The organism is Filifactor sp. (assembly GCF_057248345.1).
Genome location: NZ_DBHIIC010000005.1, coordinates 35,884 through 54,220 on the forward strand (window position 1 = coordinate 35,884; position 18,337 = coordinate 54,220).

General features: G+C 32.0%; 17 protein-coding genes. 1 reads left to right on the top strand and 16 read right to left on the bottom strand.

All coding sequences use genetic code 11. From position 1 onward, the window contains the following. Positions 1 to 45: 45 nt before the first annotated feature. The 3 genes from yfmH to ACO5GE_RS02135 are packed head-to-tail and all read right to left on the bottom strand — an operon-like array spanning position 46 to position 2,815. Entirely contained in the window at positions 46 to 1,335 is a 1,290-nt protein-coding gene (yfmH, locus tag ACO5GE_RS02125) for an EF-P 5-aminopentanol modification-associated protein YfmH (protein ID WP_484829279.1), read from the bottom strand. Beyond that, entirely contained in the window at positions 1,322 to 2,605 is a 1,284-nt protein-coding gene (gene yfmF, locus ACO5GE_RS02130) for an EF-P 5-aminopentanol modification-associated protein YfmF (protein WP_484829280.1), read from the bottom strand. Before yfmF ends, yfmH begins: the two co-directional genes overlap by 14 nt. Positions 2,606 to 2,641: 36 nt before the next feature. Then, positions 2,642 to 2,815 (bottom strand): DUF896 domain-containing protein, encoded by a 174-nt coding sequence (locus tag ACO5GE_RS02135; RefSeq protein WP_484829281.1) that lies wholly within the window; start codon positions 2,813 to 2,815, stop codon positions 2,642 to 2,644. A gap of 592 nt (positions 2,816 to 3,407) precedes the next feature. On the opposite strand from ACO5GE_RS02135, the gene ACO5GE_RS02140 reads away from it, so the two are divergent. Then, positions 3,408 to 4,238: a tRNA 2-thiocytidine biosynthesis TtcA family protein gene (locus ACO5GE_RS02140; protein WP_484829282.1), complete on the top strand. Its 831-nt coding sequence runs from the start codon at positions 3,408 to 3,410 to the stop codon at positions 4,236 to 4,238. A gap of 311 nt (positions 4,239 to 4,549) precedes the next feature. On the opposite strand, the gene rbsB is transcribed toward ACO5GE_RS02140, so the two are convergent. From rbsB to ACO5GE_RS02205, 13 genes are all read right to left on the bottom strand, one after another. Then, a complete protein-coding gene (gene rbsB, locus ACO5GE_RS02145; protein WP_484829283.1) occupies positions 4,550 to 5,470 on the bottom strand; it encodes a ribose ABC transporter substrate-binding protein RbsB in 921 nt (306 codons plus the stop codon). Positions 5,471 to 5,483: 13 nt separating this feature from the next. Continuing rightward, positions 5,484 to 6,437: an ABC transporter permease subunit gene (locus tag ACO5GE_RS02150; protein ID WP_484829284.1), complete on the bottom strand. Its 954-nt coding sequence runs from the start codon at positions 6,435 to 6,437 to the stop codon at positions 5,484 to 5,486. Positions 6,438 to 6,453: 16 nt separating this feature from the next. Beyond that, entirely contained in the window at positions 6,454 to 7,929 is a 1,476-nt protein-coding gene (locus tag ACO5GE_RS02155; RefSeq protein ID WP_484829285.1) for a sugar ABC transporter ATP-binding protein, read from the bottom strand. Positions 7,930 to 7,944: 15 nt separating this feature from the next. Continuing rightward, positions 7,945 to 8,340: a D-ribose pyranase gene (gene rbsD / locus ACO5GE_RS02160; protein ID WP_484829286.1), complete on the bottom strand. Its 396-nt coding sequence runs from the start codon at positions 8,338 to 8,340 to the stop codon at positions 7,945 to 7,947. Between the two features lie 55 nt (positions 8,341 to 8,395). Next, complete coding sequence (gene rbsK, locus ACO5GE_RS02165) at positions 8,396 to 9,295, bottom strand: ribokinase (protein ID WP_484829287.1); 900 nt, start codon at positions 9,293 to 9,295, stop codon at positions 8,396 to 8,398. Positions 9,296 to 9,342: 47 nt separating this feature from the next. After that, on the bottom strand, positions 9,343 to 10,338 hold the full coding sequence (locus ACO5GE_RS02170; RefSeq protein WP_484829288.1) for a LacI family DNA-binding transcriptional regulator: 996 nt from the start codon (positions 10,336 to 10,338) through the stop codon (positions 9,343 to 9,345). A gap of 84 nt (positions 10,339 to 10,422) precedes the next feature. Further along, a complete protein-coding gene (locus ACO5GE_RS02175; protein ID WP_484829289.1) occupies positions 10,423 to 11,739 on the bottom strand; it encodes a bifunctional folylpolyglutamate synthase/dihydrofolate synthase in 1,317 nt (438 codons plus the stop codon). A gap of 84 nt (positions 11,740 to 11,823) precedes the next feature. Then, a complete protein-coding gene (locus ACO5GE_RS02180; RefSeq protein WP_484829290.1) occupies positions 11,824 to 12,177 on the bottom strand; it encodes a phage holin family protein in 354 nt (117 codons plus the stop codon). A gap of 47 nt (positions 12,178 to 12,224) precedes the next feature. Further along, entirely contained in the window at positions 12,225 to 13,412 is a 1,188-nt protein-coding gene (gene thiI, locus ACO5GE_RS02185; protein ID WP_484829291.1) for a tRNA uracil 4-sulfurtransferase ThiI, read from the bottom strand. After that, on the bottom strand, positions 13,405 to 14,562 hold the full coding sequence (locus tag ACO5GE_RS02190; protein WP_484829292.1) for a cysteine desulfurase family protein: 1,158 nt from the start codon (positions 14,560 to 14,562) through the stop codon (positions 13,405 to 13,407). Before ACO5GE_RS02190 ends, thiI begins: the two co-directional genes overlap by 8 nt. Before the next feature lie 1,026 nt (positions 14,563 to 15,588). After that, positions 15,589 to 17,205, bottom strand: coding sequence for a Na/Pi cotransporter family protein (locus ACO5GE_RS02195; RefSeq protein ID WP_484829293.1), 1,617 nt, complete (start codon positions 17,203 to 17,205; stop codon positions 15,589 to 15,591). 27 nt (positions 17,206 to 17,232) lie between these two features. After that, entirely contained in the window at positions 17,233 to 17,544 is a 312-nt protein-coding gene (locus ACO5GE_RS02200; protein ID WP_484829294.1) for a hypothetical protein, read from the bottom strand. Between the two features lie 4 nt (positions 17,545 to 17,548). Then, entirely contained in the window at positions 17,549 to 18,298 is a 750-nt protein-coding gene (locus ACO5GE_RS02205) for a DUF881 domain-containing protein (RefSeq protein ID WP_484829295.1), read from the bottom strand. Between the last annotated feature and the right edge of the window lie 39 nt (positions 18,299 to 18,337).

The following is an 18,337-nucleotide window of genomic DNA, read 5'->3' on the forward strand; positions in this document are numbered from 1 at the left end:
CCCCCATCTCAAATATATCCTCATTGTAATATTAATCAACTCTTACTACTTAGGATTAATAAAAGATACAACTTTCATATCTTCTACAAAATGTTTCTCTAATCTATCTTGACAAAACTCAAGAGTAATTCCCTCTAATATCTCTCCATACTCAAACCAATCCATTCCTTGAAAATAATATGCTACATAGTTATTTGCAAATCCTTCCATAGCATCAAAAGACTTAATATAACTTCCGATTCTGCTTTTCTTAACTCGATCAAAATCTTCTTGATTCAAGCCTAGTTTCTTTGCATTTGCAATGCAATCCATAATTTTTTGAATAACAGTCGTTTCTTTTCTACTTTCTGCAGATATTAAAGTGTATCCATAATCTCTACTTGCATTATATTCACAATCTAAAGTAGAGAAAATCAAATTTTCATTGTATAACTCTTCATTCAATCCGCTTCCTTTACGGAACAACAAATCTAAAATAATTTCTGTCGAAATTATTTTTTTCATCAAGTCTTTTCCTCTAAGCTCGCCATCCATTTTTTCCTTAAATGCAATCATAAACATAGGAATAGAGATAGGAAAATCTTCTACAATTGTTTTTTGGTTAACTCTGTTTGGCTCTTCTTTCTTAAGTCGATGTACTCCTCCTTCAAACGCAAGATCATTTTTCACTGTATTTTCCACTACGCTTACAATGTCATTCCAATCTAAATCTCCAATCACAAATAAAGCCATATTAGATGGGGAATAGAAAGTATTGTAACAAGTGTAAAGTTCCTCAGGTGTAATTCTATAAATACTCTCTACCGTTCCTGCTATATCAATTCTATTATTATGGTTTATATACATTGCTTTTAATGCATTAAAAAACAGCACCCATTCCGGATTATCCTGATACATTTTGATTTCCTGTGCAATAATTTCTTTTTCTTTCTCAACATTTTCTTTAGTAAAATATGGTGTTTGCACATAAGAAATCAAATGTTTCAATCCATCATAAAAAAAATCAGTAGAAGAAAATAAATAGGCTGTCATGTCAAAATTTGTAAATGCATTGGCGTCTGCACCTATTTCAGAAAATCTTTCAAACGCATCCGTCCCATTTGGTTGTTCAAACATTTTATGCTCTAAAAAATGTGCAATTCCTTCATTTACTGTAACTTCCTCTCCTGTATGAGGACTGACAAAACTCAGATTGTTTGATCCGAAATCTGTTGCAAACACAGCATATTTTTTAGTAAATCCCTCTTTTTTCATAAAAAATAAATCCATGTTATTTGATAATTTTTTATGAAAAATCTTATCTTTTAAACGGTACATCATACTATTTTGTTTCATTACTTACCTCTCCCTTGCCTCTTAAGAAAAAAATAGTATCTAACTGAATATCATGTGCAACTCTCGCTATTTCTTCTACTGTCACACTTTGAATAGCTTCTATAATCTCTTCTATAGATTTTTCATTTTCATGTAAGGTTTGAAAATAATAAAAGTCACATAGTCCCATAACACTATCTTTCACACTTTTAAAACTGTTTATTACCAACTTCTTCCCTTGGGAAATTTCTTCGTCTGAGATGTTCTTCATTTTCATATCTTCCATCAGTTCTTTAATCAAACCTATAATCCGGTCTTTATTTTTGGAGTCTATGCCTGTTTGAATAAACATAATTCCCTTCAATTTTTCTAAAGAAGTTCCAATAGAATAACACAAACTATTTTTCTCTCTAACCACTCTGAATAATTTAGAGAAAGAACCATTTCCTAAAATAACAGAATACATCAACAACGCATAGTAATCATCATCGCGTATACTTCGATTCGTTCGATATCCCATTACCAGTTTCCCTTGTTCAATATCCATTGTTTCTTCATATTCCTTAACCACTTCTACAGTTTTTGATACAACTTCTTTTTTTATCACAAAATTTCGTTCTGTCGGAAAAGAAAAATATTTCTGAATTAGCTCTGCAGTTCTATCAAAATCCATGGTACCTTCAACTACAATATCTACTAAAGAATTAGAAAGCAAATTTTGGTATTGTTGATACAATTTTTGAGGAGTAATCTCAACCAAATCTTCCAAATAGCCCTCTTCAGCAATACCATAAACCTCTTCTTCGCACATCTTTTCAATACACATTTCTTTAGCATAATGCCCTTTATCATTAATTTTTGCTAATATAGATTCTTTAAGCACCTCTTTTTCTGTATCTACATATTTACTTAAAAAAAATCCATCCTCTAAAACTGGCGAAAAAATAATTTCGGAAAGAACAGAAATTACCGATTCCAAAATACTTTCTTCCAAAAATTCATCTTGTACAAAGCTCATCTTAAATCCAATCACTTGATTTTCACCGGACTTAAATACAGAAATCCCAAGTCTTGTGCCATACAACTCCTGTAAATACTTTGAAAGACTCAAATCTGTAGGATAATTCTTTGTTCCAGATTTCAGTACATATGGTACTAGAGAGTTTTGTGTGACATCATCCCTAGACAATTCTTTTCTAAAATAAACTGATATTATACTAGTTTTAAATTGGGTACAATCAATTTTTCTAAAAGTGATTCCATGTCCCAACTCTTTTTTTCTTATATTCAAGTGCAACCTCCTTAATTTTTAAACCGACAAAAATAATCAGTCTCTATACTCTATTTCAATATTATCTAACTGCTTTTTGAAATTTTCACGAAAAGCATCCAAATACTCTTTTCTTAACTTTTGCTGTTCTATTCTTTCATTCTCGGTTAAACCCTCTGTTTTTGATTTATGAGCAAGAGCATTAATGCGATTGATTAATTCAGGTTTCATATTATAATACCTTTCCTTTCATTTTGTTGTGAAAAAATTTTTATCTTATTATCAATTATACATTTATCTGTATTTTTTAATCAAAACAAAGCTTATTATTTATTACGTAAAAATCCATTATAAATTTCATCCTTTTATTGTATTACAAAATAAAATCTTTGTATACCAAAAACACTACTATCACAACAATATTTCTAAAAAATTATAGATAATCTCAATCAAATTTTCAAAATAGTAATTTACGAAATTACATTAGAATATTAAATCTACATAAAAAATATACATCATTTGAAAATTTTTTTATCATAATACTTTCTGGTACTCAGTATACTCTAACTCTGAAACTTAATTTTGAAAGTATAATCAAAATTGAATAAAACTAGACATTATAAAAGATTTATGACTAACACCCCTGTTCTCTTCGATTAAATCGTAATCAGAAAAATAATAAATCTCTTCTTTACATATCCGATTATATATTAAAATCAGTACTTTTATGTTACAATAGACTCCTCTTTAAATTCATTTCACTGAAATTATAATAATCAAAACAACACAAACTATACTTAAAAAAGAAAGGATATTTTGTCTGATGAGTACAAATATAACTCCTCCTATTCCAACAAAAGAAATGGAACGAGCCTTAATTAAAAAATTTAGAAAATACCTATGGTCACCTTTTATTCGAGCTATTATTGATTTTGAGATGATCAAAAAAAACGATAGAATTGCTATCGCAATTTCAGGAGGGAAAGATAGTCTTGTAATGGCTAAACTAATACAAGAATTGTCTCGACACTCTGATATTCCTTTTGATCCTGTATTTATTTCTATGAACCCAGGGTTCAGTAAAGAGAATGAATCCTCTCTTATTGCAAATTGCAAAGCTATGGATATTCCTGTACACTTTTTTCAATCAGATATTTTTGAAGTAACCACAACTATTGCAAAAGAAAATCCCTGCTATATGTGTGCACGAATGAGAAGAGGTGCATTATATGGAAAAGCTGAAGAGTTGGGATGCAACAAATTGGCTTTGGGGCATCATTTTAATGATGTAAATGAAACTACCATGATGAACCTTTTATACACCGGTTGTTTTAAAACCATGTTACCTAAGCTGAAGTCGACCAATTTTACTAACATGGAAATTATACGCCCTCTATACTATGTCTATGAAGAACATATTCAAAAATATATGAACTTTATTCAAATTTTTCCAATGGATTGCGGATGTACCGTAACAAGAAATGAAGTTCCTAGTAAACGAAAAGAAATAAAAAATTTAATTTCAGAATTAAAAAAACAAAATCCAAATGTCGAAAAATGTATTTTCAAATCTATCCAAAATATTAATATTGATTGTTGTATTTCATGGCAATATAAAGATAAAAATTACTTCTATTTAGATGATGATTATTAAAAAATAATTTTTTATTATTATGTAATTCATGAATTCACATCAACCAATGTTTTGTAAACATTATTGTCGATTATGACAGCTTTATTTTCTATGAATATTATTTTAATGTACTATCATAGTCTTTTAAAAAACTTTCTATAAAGACATTTTGTCTACACAACCTTTTTAATCTTAACACAAAAAAGATATCTTAATTAACAACTATGTATTCTGTCAATCAAGATATCTTTTCTATTTATTCTATTTTTATTCATTATGAAGCTATAGTTCAAATATAGTTTTCTGTTTGTTATTAGATATACAAGTAAACACTATTTTTTTACAATTAATTGCAATTCTACAGGTATACTTGCTTCTGTTTTTTCTCCTGCTAAAATTTTTCCAGCTGTTTCTACTCCCAAAGAACCGATTAATTTTGGTTGTTGAGCAACAGTTGCCAACATTTCTCCAGATTCAACAGCAGTTTTAGCATCATCTGTAGCATCAAATCCTACTACTTTAATATCACGGTTAGATGCTTTTATTGCTTCCAAAGCACCAAGTGCCATTTCATCATTGTGTGCAAATACAGCATCAATTTCAGGTTGAGCTTGAAGAATATTTTCCATTACAGAAAGTCCTTCTGTTCTATCGAAATTAGCTGTTTGTTTTGCTACTACCTTAATATCTTTTCCAGCAATCGCATCATTAAATCCTTGTCCACGGTCTGTAGCTGCAGATGTTCCAGGAATTCCTTCTAACTCTACAACATTTCCTTTTCCACCAAGTTGTTCAATAATATACTCTCCTGCCATCTTTCCACCGGCTACGTTATCAGATGCAATATGTGTTGCAACTTCGCCGGAATTTGCTCCTCTATCAAGAGTAACAACCGGAATGCCTGCTTCATTCGCAGCCGCAACTGCCGAAGCCACTGCATCAGAATCTGTAGGATTAATTAAAAGTATCTTCACCTCTTTTGTAATCAAATCTTCTACATTTGACAATTCTTTTGCAGGATCATTTTGAGAATCCAATACAATCAACTCTAATCCAAGTTCAGCTGCCTTTTCTTCTGCTCCTGTTTTTAGGTCAACAAAGAACGGATTATCTAATGTAGAAACAACTAAACCTACTTTTCCTCCTGTTGCAGCTTGGGCATCAGAATTTGTTTTTGCTTCTTCTCCACAACCAGCAAATACTGCTGTTACCATTAACAATGCTGTTAATAATAATGCTAAACGCTTTCTCATAAAAATATCCTCCTTATTTTTCTTTTCTATCTAATAACACTGCTACCAGTATCACTATAGCCTTACAAATCATCTGATAATAAGATGATACATCCATTAAATTGAGAGCATTGTTTAATACACCGATAATCAAAGCTCCCAATATCGTGCCAAGTACAGATCCTTGTCCCCCTGCAAGAGAAGTTCCTCCCAAGACGACAGCTGCTATTGCATCTAATTCATACCCATTCCCAGCAGTTGGTTGCGCAGATACAAGTCGAGATGATAAAATCAACCCTGCCAATGCTGCCAGAACACCATTGAACACATATGCCATTGCTTTCATTTTTTTTACATTCAAACCGGATAATTTAGCAGCTTCTTCATTTCCACCGATTGCATAAATATATCTTCCAATTGCCATATTTTTTAAAATATGCCAACATAATAAAAACACTACAATCATTATGATAATTGGTACAGGAATTCCCAATACTTTTCCGGAACCTATTTTTTGAAACATACTCAAACTATTTAAATTTATCGCATCCTTTGAAAAAGAAATCGCTAACGGTTTTCCACCTGTGAAAACAAGTGTCGCTCCACGAAGTAATGTCATTGTAGCTAAAGTGGCAATAAACGGTTGAATATTTCCCTTTGTTATTACAATCGAGTTAAATAGACCGGCAAGCGCTCCAATAACAAGGCAAACCAATATACTTACTGCAATTCCATTTCCAGTTTGTAACATCCATACTCCAATGGCGCTACTAAATGCCAAGATAGAACCTACAGACAAATCAATCCCACCGGTTAAAATAACAAAAGTCATCCCTGCAGCTATAATTGCGTTAATAGAAGTTTGTCTTAAGACATTTAACAAGTTTGCGGATGTCATAAAATTAGGTCTAATTATACTAATCGCTACAGAAAACAAAATCAAACCTAACACAGGTTTCATTTTTTTTATGGATAATTTTTTTAACATAAGATCTACTCCTTATTTATGAAAGTATATATTGCATGATTTTTTCTTGTGAAAATTCGTCTCTTAGTAATTCTCCCTTTTTCCGTCCTTCATGCATAATAATGATTCTATCACTAATTCCCAATAACTCCGGCATTTCAGAAGAAATTACAATAATTCCCTTTTCTTCTTTCTTCATTTGGTTAATCAATTCATAGATTTCGTACTTGGCACCGACATCTATCCCACGTGTTGGCTCATCCAATATTAATACATCAGGCTCTGTCATAAGACACTTTGCAATAGATACTTTCTGTTGATTTCCACCAGACAGATTTTTTATTTTTTGTTCCATATTTGGTGTCTTAATGTTCATCTTTTTCTTAAAATGCTCTGAATATTCAACCTCTTTTTTCTTATTAACACCGAAAATTGTCCTAAATATTTTCATCGAAGAAAGACTCATATTCTCCTTTACACTCATTGACAATACTAAACCATCTTTCTTTCTATCTTCCGATACATAAGCAATCCCATGCTCCAATCCAGAAAAAACTTTGTGACAATCAATCGATTTTCCATACATTCGAATATTTCCTCTTTTTGCAACATGGGTTCCGTATATTGTCTTTGCCAATTCTGTTCGTCCTGAACCTACTAATCCGGCAATACCCAATACTTCACCTTTTTTTAATTGAAACGATATATTCTCAAAAAATTCATTGCACAATTCTTCAACTTCCAAAATGACTTCTTCTGATTCCACTTTAACATAAGGAAACTGTTCTGTTAAACTTCTTCCTACCATCATTTGAATCACTTCGTCCTCTGTTAAGTTGGAAATTTCTCGTTCTCCAATCAACTGACCGTCTCTTAGTATAGTTGTTCTTTCACATATTTCAAAAATTTCTCCAATTCTATGAGAAATATAGATAATTGCTTTATTCTGCTTTTTCAAAGAACGGATTACTTTAAACAAAGTTTCTACTTCCTTGTCCGTTAATGCGTCTGTAGGTTCATCCATAACAATAATTTCAGCATTTTCAGAAATAGCTTTGGCAATTTCAACCATCTGTTGTGCCGCGATTGATAATTCAGACACAAGACTCTCAGGAGAAATAGTAACACCCAATTCCTGCAAATATTGTCCTGCTCCTTTAATCATCTTTTCTTTATCAACAATATTAAATTTTTTTACAGGTTCTCTCCCAATAAAAATATTTTCTGCAACAGTTAGGTTAGGAATTAAGTTTAACTCTTGATGAATAATAGCAATTTTATATTTTTGTGAATCCTTTACTGTCTTAATATCTGCTTCTTTTCCATCAATAAAAATATTTCCCTCATCTCTTGTGTAAATTCCGGCTAAAATTTTAATAAGAGTTGATTTTCCCGCACCATTCTCTCCCATCAAAGCCATTGCCTCACCGGCATAAGCACTCAAGGAAACACTGTCCAAGGCTTTTACCCCCGGAAATTGTTTTGAAATATTCTTTATACTTAACTTACTCATATTCATCTCTCTTCCTTAAAACCGAACTCCTGACTGTAATATTATATTAGCATAAGGACTCGCTTCACCCGTTCTAACAATACATACCACATGTTCAGACATCTTTTTCAATTCTTCGTGCGAAACAACTTCACTTGGTACTAAACCCATGGTTCTCTTAATATAATGGTCCATATTAACGTTTTCAGTATGTAATTCTTCTGCTACGATATATTTTTCTACACATAGCTCAGACAATACTGTCTCTAAAACGTCTGCAAAAGATGGCACACCTCTTTTTACAGCTAAATCAATTCTTTTTACACCATTTGGAATCGGTAATCCACAATCACCAATCAATATAGTTTGTGTATGTCCCATTTTCGAGATTTCATAAGATAAGTCACTATTTAATAATTCCGATTTTTTCACAATCAATTCCTCTTTTCAAAATGATAATGTTTCCATTCATAACCATATACAAATACTATAACATTGCTTCAACCTCATATAAATATGGAATAGACGTCTGTGCACCTTTTCTAGTAACAGAGATTGAAGATGCAATAGTAGCAAAAGCAATGGCCTTCTCTACATTCGAACTTCTTTCATACTCTACACAAAAAGCTCCAACAAATGTATCCCCTGCAGCTGTCGTATCTAATGCTACTACCTTGTTTGCCGGAAATCTTCTATTCTCTTTTTTTGTTGCAAGTAAGCATCCATCTTCACCAAGAGTAATGATAATATTTTTTACTCCTTTTTCTAAATAGTAATTAATATATGGTTCATATCCCTCCAAATTAGATGATATTCCAGAGGAAATTTTTTTAATTTCATGTTCATTCGGTATCAAAAAATCAATTTTACTCAAAGCATAATCTGACACTTCCATTGCAGGCGCAGGATTTAACACAATTGTCTTTCTTTTTTCTGCATAACAATCAATTATATACTCTACTGTAGGTAACGGAATTTCGTGTTGTAAGATTATAATATCTGATTTCTCTAACACATCATTCATACTGTCAATATACTCTTTTGAAACAGTATTATTAGCTCCCATTGCAACAATAATACTATTTCCGCCCTGTTCATTTACACTGATAACGGCCACTCCTGTCGGTTCTAAACAACGTTGAATGCCTTTCGTATTTACATTGCTTTCATTCAAAGATTCTAACAATTCGTCTGCAAAACCATCATTCCCTACTCTACCAAGCATATAGGTTTCTGCACCTAATCTACCACAAGCAACTGCTTGATTTGCTCCCTTACCTCCCGGTATGGTATGAAACTGTTTCCCGATTACAGTTTCGCCCACACTTGGAATTCTTTGGCAGTCTATGACCAAATCCATGTTCAAACTTCCTACTACACAAATCATAGTTTACCCCTTTTCATTATAATCAAATAAAACTACCATTCACATCATTATGTTGTTTCTCTCTCAATCAGTTCTGTATCTAACAACAAAACCTTATCCTCTATCTTTCCAGTTTCTATATATGTTATCAACATTTCAGCAGCTAATTTTCCAATATCATAAATAGGTTGCCTAATCGTAGTCAGTGCCGGAGAAAGATATTGTGATACATAAATATCATCAAATCCAATCAATTTAATTTTATTCGGCAAAGAAAACTCATGTAGTTCTAAAGCTTTCATCACTCCTAAGGCAATTAAATCACTTCCTGCAAAAATACCATCAATCTCAAGCCTATTTTCTAACATTTTGTTTGTTGCCTCATATCCAAACTCACTGTTAAATTTTCCAAATAAGCATAGTTCATCTGAAAAAGGAATATTATTTTCTTCCAAAGCTCTCTGATAACCAACATAACGCTCTTTGGTTGAACTGGAATACTCACCACCGGACAAAAAAGCTATTTTTTTACATCCTTTCTCAATTAAATGTTTGGTCGCAATATATCCTCCATATGTATTGTTTATCCCAACTTTTCCAATAAAATATTGCTTTTCATCATTTCCGTCTACCAAAACTGCAGGTGAATGAAATGGTAACTGCTCTTGTTTTTCCAACTGAAAAGAAGATGAAACTAAAATAATTCCATCGACCATTTTTTTTTGCATGACTTGCAAACTTGTTTTTTGTTTTTCCATATCATCATCAGTATCTAGAATAATTAAATGATATCCTCGAATATTTGAAAAATCTTCTACCGCACGAATCAATTGAGAAAAAAAAGGATTCCCTATATCCGGAACAATAATCCCTAATGTATTACTTCTCTTAGTAACCAAAGTCCGAGCAATTGGATTAGGTGTGTATTTTTGCTCTTCCATAATCTTTTTTACGCGCTTTCGTGTAGGCTCACTAATATTAGAATCTTTTCCGTTAATAATTTTAGAAACAGTCGCAATAGATACGTTAGATAACTTCGCAATATCTCTAATTGTTTTTCCCATTTTGTTTCACCTTTCAAGGTAACCGTTTTACTAAAACGTTTTCTTCAGATTACCATATTTAGAATAATTTTTAAAGATATTTTGCTATTTTTCATGAGAATCCTTGCTATACAAGGCAATCACTTCAGCAACTAGATACAAAGAACCTCCTACAACAACTGCCATATTCTTATCCAATGCTATGTTTCTAGCAATATCAATGCCTCGTTCCAAACTCTCTTCGAAATAACTATTTCTATCTAGGTTAAAATAACGTTCTTTTAACTCTTTTTGTGTCATTGCCCTCTCTGTCTGTAATGATACAAAGATAGTTTTTTCCGATAAATCAGATAGCTCTTTTATCTGTTTTTCTACCACTTTATCTTTCATCATTCCTGTAACAAATACCACACCCAAAATAATTTTTTTCTCTAATAACAATTTCAATGTTTCTTTTAACTGAAATAGCCCCATTTCATTATGTGCACCATCTACTATTACAATTGGATTCTCACCAATAACCTGCATTCTTCCGACAATAAAAGAATTTTTTATTCCTGACGAAATTCTTTCTTCCGGATTTGTAATATATCCGATTCTATTTAACAATTCAATCGCAGATACAGAAGTTGCGATGTTTTCTATCTGATATAATCCTATCATAGCGCTTTCTAAATTATTATATTTTGTACTAAATGGAGTTTTTACATCTACAAACATACCATGTAATCCAATTCCTACAATATCGGCATCCCCTACAAAATAAGCATGTGTATTACACACTTGTACTTTTTTTAAAACTATTTCTACAACAATATCACTTTTCTGTTTTCCTACAATAAGTGGTACATTTTCTTTAATAATACCACTTTTTTCAGCAGCTATTTTTTCTAGTGTATCTCCTAAAATTTGTTGATGGTCTAAACTTATAGAGGTGATAATACTTAAAATTGGATTACAAACATTCGTAGCATCTAATCTTCCGCCCAAACCCACTTCTAAAATAACAAAGTCAGGATTCTCAAAAGAATAGTATAATAAAGCTATGATTGTTAACACTTCAAACTCAGATAGTCGCTCTCCAAATTGTTCCATCATTTCTTTTTCAACCGGAATCAACTTCTCAACATATCTACATACTTGATTATCGTCAATTGGTATATTGTTTAATAAGATTCGTTCATTTAATTTCAACATATGTGGAGATGTAAATACTCCAACATCATAACCCATTTCCATCAAAATACTAGCTGTATAAGTACTGACAGAGCCTTTTCCATTTGTTCCTGCAACATGTATAATTTGTAATTTTTGATGAGGATTCGAAAAATGCTTCAAAATATACTCTACCCTATGCAAGCCTAATTTTCTACTAAACTTCGGTCTATTCCATATATATCGTTCAGCTTCTTCAAAATGCATAATACCCCTTCTTTCTTTGCAAAAATAAAGATTCTACCCATTCCATAAAACAGTAGAATCTTATAATTAATCTGCAATTTATTTTTAATAATCTCGTCTTCCAGACCTTGTGATAAATAAATTTAGAATTGAAAACAATGTGGAAGCCAAGATTGCTGACCATAATCCATCAATCGTAAAATTCGGTGTCAAAAATGCAGCCAAGGACAATACTACACCATTGACTACTAGAGAAAAAATACCTAAAGTTGCTATCGTGATTGGTAGTGATAGAATTTGTAGAACCGGCTTAATTAATGTATTCAATATCGCCAAAATAAATCCACCTACAAGTGCAGAACCAATACCGTTAATCGATACACTATCCATTAAAATTGAAATTACATACAATATAATTGCATATATAAGCGCTCTTGAAAACAGTCCATTTTCTCTCATAACCCTCATCCTCCATTTCTAAATTTTTCATCAATCCAACAAAAATACTACCATTTTAACATTCCTACTTCTCTCACTTCCACTAATGAAATTGCTTCATTTACCATATCTTCCACATCCAAAACTTCTTCCGCTTTTTCTACCTTTGATAACTTAGGCTTTGTAACAGGATGCTTCGGTAAAAATACAGTACAACAATCTTCCTCCGGAATAATAGATGTATCAAAAGTACCAATTTCTTTTGCTACGTCAATAATATCTTCTTTGTCGAAAGAAATCAACGGTCTAAATACAGGTATTGTTTTCACAACAGCATTTGTTGATTGAAGACCTTCAATTGTTTGAGAAGCCACTTGCCCTATACTTTCCCCGGTAACCAAACCTCCACAATTTCTATTCAAAGCTATCTTTTCTGCAATTCTCATCATAAAGCGTCGTGACAATATCGTCATCAATTCTTCGGGACAATTTTCTGCAATTTTTGTTTGAATCGGCAATAAATTTACCATATGAATACGAATACCTTCTGTGTATAATGACAACTGTTTTGCTAATTGTTCAATTTTCTCTTTTGAACGCTCACTTGTAAAAGGAAAACTGTGAAAATGTACTGCTTCTATCTGAAGGCCTCTTTTTGCAATCAAGTAACTCGCTACCGGAGAATCAATTCCTCCTGAAAGCAACACCATAGCCTTACCACCAACTCCAACAGGCATTCCTCCAACACCGTCAAATTTTTCTGCATACACAACATTTCCACTTTTCCTAAGCTCTACATGAATATGCAACTCAGGATGGGACATATCAACATCCAGAGGTTTTGTGCCTAGAGAAAGTAAATATCCGGCAATATCTCTAGCCATGTCCGGAGATTTCATAGGCAAAGTCTTGTCCTGTCTTTTAACTGAAACACGAAAAGTTTTACATTTTTTGTTTTCCACAAAATGATTATACAATTCTAATGCAGTTTTTTTAGCTAATTCATATCCAGGCTCCGTTTTTACCACAGGACTATAGGATACTACTCCAAATACATTTTTTATTCTATTTAGAATTTCAGTTTGAATATTTTCATCAAAATCAATATAGGTTCTTCCATCTGCTTTATATACATGATACCCCTCTATCCCATATAAAGCTCTTTTTAGATTTTTAATCAACTTCTTTTCAAATATTGGTCTATTTGCACCTTTAATTGCCACTTCACCATTTCTAATAACAATTGAATTATACATGTCTACCCTTTCCGAAATTCACAACAGTTCGAATCATATTAACATTTTTCTCTAACGCTCTCACTACAACATCCATTTCTTCTATTGTATTATATTCACTCAAAGAAAAACGAATTGCTCCTTCTTTTTCCTGTTTTGTGAATTCTAAAGCATTCAAAACATGAGAGCCTGATTTCTTGGAAGAACAAGCTGAACCGGTAGAAACACAAATCCCTTCCGATTCCAAACTATGCAAGAGAACTTCACCTCTCACACCTAAAAAAGATACATTCAATATATGACAAACGCTGTCTTGAGGGGACAAAATTTTAATATTCGGTATTTTTTTTATCAAATTGTCTTTCAAGTATTCTTTTACCGTTTCAATATATTGAGTTTTTTTATTCATATCAGGATAAAATTCTTCTATTGCAGTACCTATTCCAAAAATCCCAGGAACATTCTCCGTTCCTGAACGCAAATTCATTTCTTGTCCACCCCCGACAATATGTGGAGAAAACTTCACACCACTTCTATGGTACAAGATTCCAATCCCCTTAGGACCATGTATTTTATGTCCGGAAGCACTTAGAAAATCTATCACATTGTCATTAACAAATAATTTTAATTTCAAATAAGCTTGTACAGCATCAACATGAACGATAATATTAGGATTCATCTTTTTTACCTGTGTAGCTATTTTAACTACATCTGTTTTACTACCCAATTCATTATTGACTGCCATCAAACTAACGAGGCATGTATTTTCTGTGACAAACTTCAACACCTCATCTACAGTAACACAACCAGTTTTCAAAGGTTTAATATAAGTTACGTCAAATCCCAATTCTTCCATTTTCTTCATCGCTTGCAAAGTAGCCGGATGCTCTATCATAGATGTTATAATATGCTTTTTCCTACTTTTTTTGACAGAGAAAATTGCGGTATTGATGCTTTCTGTGCCTCCTGATGTGAACAAAACTTCTTTTGAACTACACTTTAGAGTATTTGCTATATATTCACGATAATTCTCTATTTTTTTTTGAACCAATACACCGTCTCGATAAATAGAAGATGGATTGTAATAATCTTCCTCCATTGCTCTTACCATACTTTCTAAGACCTTCTGATATGGCTTTGTAGTAGCACTGTTATCTAAATAAATCCCCATTTTCTATTTCACCCTCATTCCAATTGGTAACAACTACATTTCATTTATCAACCTAAGTTTAAATGATCAATCTGTCAAAAGCTCCTTCATTTCAAAAAAATGAATAACAACTCCTATAAAGTCGTTGATTTTTTAAATAATATATATCGCTATCAAAAAAATCGACTGTAACAAATATAGTATTGGCTACAATCTATTACTGCACTATAGATTACCAAACATCCTACTACATTGAATCTAAATATACCCACTTGAATTGGTTAATTATCGAGTTGAATATATACCAGAAAGACTAAATTTTTCAACAAGCAAACGATAACTAAGTGAAATAACCTTCCCACAAAAGGGAAACCAATAATATTCATAATCCAAGCTAAAAAGCAGTCTTTTTTTGCTGGCTACAAACTACAATCAGCAAATGTGAAAATACGTATAACCGGTAATCTAACTCAAAAAGAAGAGAGGTGAGATAATATAACATAATATAATTCAACATCCCCGAGATTACACGATTAATGGAAAGTACAAATGCATAAGCTATTATCTGTGCTAAAAAGCAACCAATCTGATTTCTGATAACTAACCTTTATAATAATCTCTTATGCTTTCTCAATTCTTCAATGACATCACAATCATAGTAGTATTTAGATGAAAAGGAGGAAATAACAGATATGATAGAATAAAGTGACAATGATTTCTCTATCATTAGTCATATAATTTCATGTTCATAAATCCCACGAACTAATCATATTCTTTCTAAAAACTCAACAGCATATATCTAATTAACTTAACGACTATCTTGTCATGAAATAAAAATTCTATTCTAGAAATAAGTATAACCATAATTATTTCTTACTGATAAGTTTTTAATAATACCAATACCATATATTATGATACATTCAAACATAACGATACATACACATTGTCACCATATCAGCTTTTATCTCACTATTCCAGTAAAAATAGTTCATTCTACAAATCAACAAACACATTTTACCAAAACAACATAAAGATAATAATCCCATGTTATTTTTCATCCAAAATAGAATTTGCTATATTCAAAGCATGATCTGAAACTCTTTCCATATTGCTACACAAGTCTAAGAACATAATTCCTGACTCTGGATAACAAACATTTTTGTTAAGTCGGGCAATATGTGACGTTCTACAATTTTTTTCAATCATATCCACTTGACTTTCTACTTGAGAGGTCTCTTCTACAAGTTTCAAGTCTCCTGTTTCTCTTGCTTTCAGAGCAGTATCTAAAGATCGAATGACATGTTCTCTAATTACTGCAATATCATTCAATGCATCTTCAGAGAAATCCAATTCTCTATCAATAACCAAAACTGCTAATTCTGCAATATTTTCTGCATGGTCACCAACACGTTCAATATCATTTACAACATTAAATAAACTATCTACTATAACTCTGTCATGTTCCGATATTGTTTGATTAGACAACTTAATCAAATATGCAACTAATTCTCTCTCTTTCTTATTAATCAACTTTTCTAAATCAAACGTTTTTTTGATGGCAGATTCATTTTTATTGATAAAACCATCCAATGCACTTTCCACAGATTCCTTAGCCATATAACCCATATTGAGACATTCAGATATTGTATTATCCAACGCAATGCTTGGTGTTTCTAACATACGATCATCCAACCTTGTCATATATGCGACTTGTTGTTTTTCATCTTCAGTTTCAGGAACAATTTTTTGTGCAAACATCACAATAAAACCTGCGAAAGGAAATTGAACAATCACGTTGATAATATTAAATAACGAGTGGGCATTCGCAATTTGTCTGGAAATAGAATCAGGATTCATCGATACTACGATGTTCATAATCGGATAACTTAATATAAAACAGAATAGAATTGTTCCGATAATATTAAAAACCAAGTGCATAATCGCTGCTCTCTGTGCATTTTTACTGGCACCTATACTGGAAATTAACGCCGTGGTACATGTTCCTATATTATCTCCATATAGAATAGGTAGTGCAGACGATAACGGTAGTAATCCTTGTGATGCTAGTGCTAACAAAATTCCAATAGAAGCAGAGGAACTTTGTAATACTAAAGTTAGAAAAAATCCCATCAAAATTCCTAAAAATGTATTATGACCAAAAAAAATCAATAAATTCCGAAAGCTTTCGTAATCTCTCAACGGTGCCATAGCACTCTTCATAAAATTCATTCCAACAAAAAGAATTCCAAATCCTATTAAAATTTCTGCAATATTTTTTGCTTTATTTGTTTTTTTGATGGTCATCCATAAAACACCAATTCCTACAGATATTGGTGCCAGTGCCTCCAAATTAAAAGAAACTAACTGTGCTGTAACCGTTGTTCCAACATTTGCTCCCATGATGATGCCAATTGCCTGATTTAAGTTCATCAAACCAGCATTTACAAATCCTACTACCATGACAGTCGTTGCAGAGGAACTTTGTATAATTCCTGTGACAAATAACCCTACTAAAACAGAGATGAATCTATTTTTTGTAAGTAATCCGATGATATGTTTCATCTTTTCACCGGCAGCTTTTTGCAAGCCTTCTCCCATAAGACTCATTCCATACAAAAACATTCCCAGTCCCGCAAAAAGCATAGGAACAATCTCTAATACCATTTTAGCCCCCTAAATCATACAAAATCATTAAACACACGATACACAACACAACACATCTTCTATATCGAAGTTAAAGTCAAGAAAGTTAGTCATTTCTTCTTCTAGGATACTTTTTAGAACAAAAAAATCTTTTTTTAAATTCAAATCATCTTTTTTTATTTCAACCCGTAATCTATTTCGCACACCTTTATCCAAATATTCAACATCAGTTTTATGAATCCACACCATCATTGTAGTATGCGAACAATTCAGTTCTATTCTATCATTATTTTCAAAAATATGAAATAAAAAAGCATTTTGATAAGGCACAAAATCTTCTAACACAATATAATTTGACATCGTCTTATCTCCTTTTCGAAGTAATTTGTGGTATCGGTTTAGAAATTTTTGTTTCACCAATTTCAATATAAGGTACTTTCCTTAAACTGACATGAAACTGGTAGACTTTTTTCATAAATATTACTGTTACGCTTTTTTTGTCTAAAAAACGATACAATTTATCACTATCTCCAATAATTTTCACTTCATACTCAGGTCCAATCTCCGTGTTGTTGATATCCAAATGACTACCTGCCAATGTAATTCCTGATAAGTTTGTGATTTGTTGCCCATTGATAGCAATCGTTTCCGCTCCATTTAGCCTCAGTTCATTAATCAATAAGAGAAAAATTTTTTTATTATCTATTTTCAAGGCAATATTTTCATCTTTTCCGGAATCAATAACAAGAATGACACCTTCCCCAGTTATCTTACTTTCCCCAGAAATCATCTTCAAATATTTTAGCCTTTTTTTGAGTTCTAAGTAAGACTCACTTTCCCCTAGTCTATCGTGCTCCAACTTTCGTTTCTGATGCTCAGCAGAAAATATTTCTCGCTTCAAATACTTGATTTCATGCTTCTCCTGATTGATTTGATTTGTAATTTTTCGAACAGGATAAGAGAGTTCTCTACTGGTATTAGAAGCACTATTTATTTGCATTCCGAGTAAAATACCTAACACAATTGCCATCACAAAAATATATAGTTTACCATTTTTTATATGTGTCAAAATACCATGAAACTGAAATAAATCTCCACGTAGTTTGTTTCTCAACTTCATTCACATCCAAATTCTTATACCTACATTCAAATC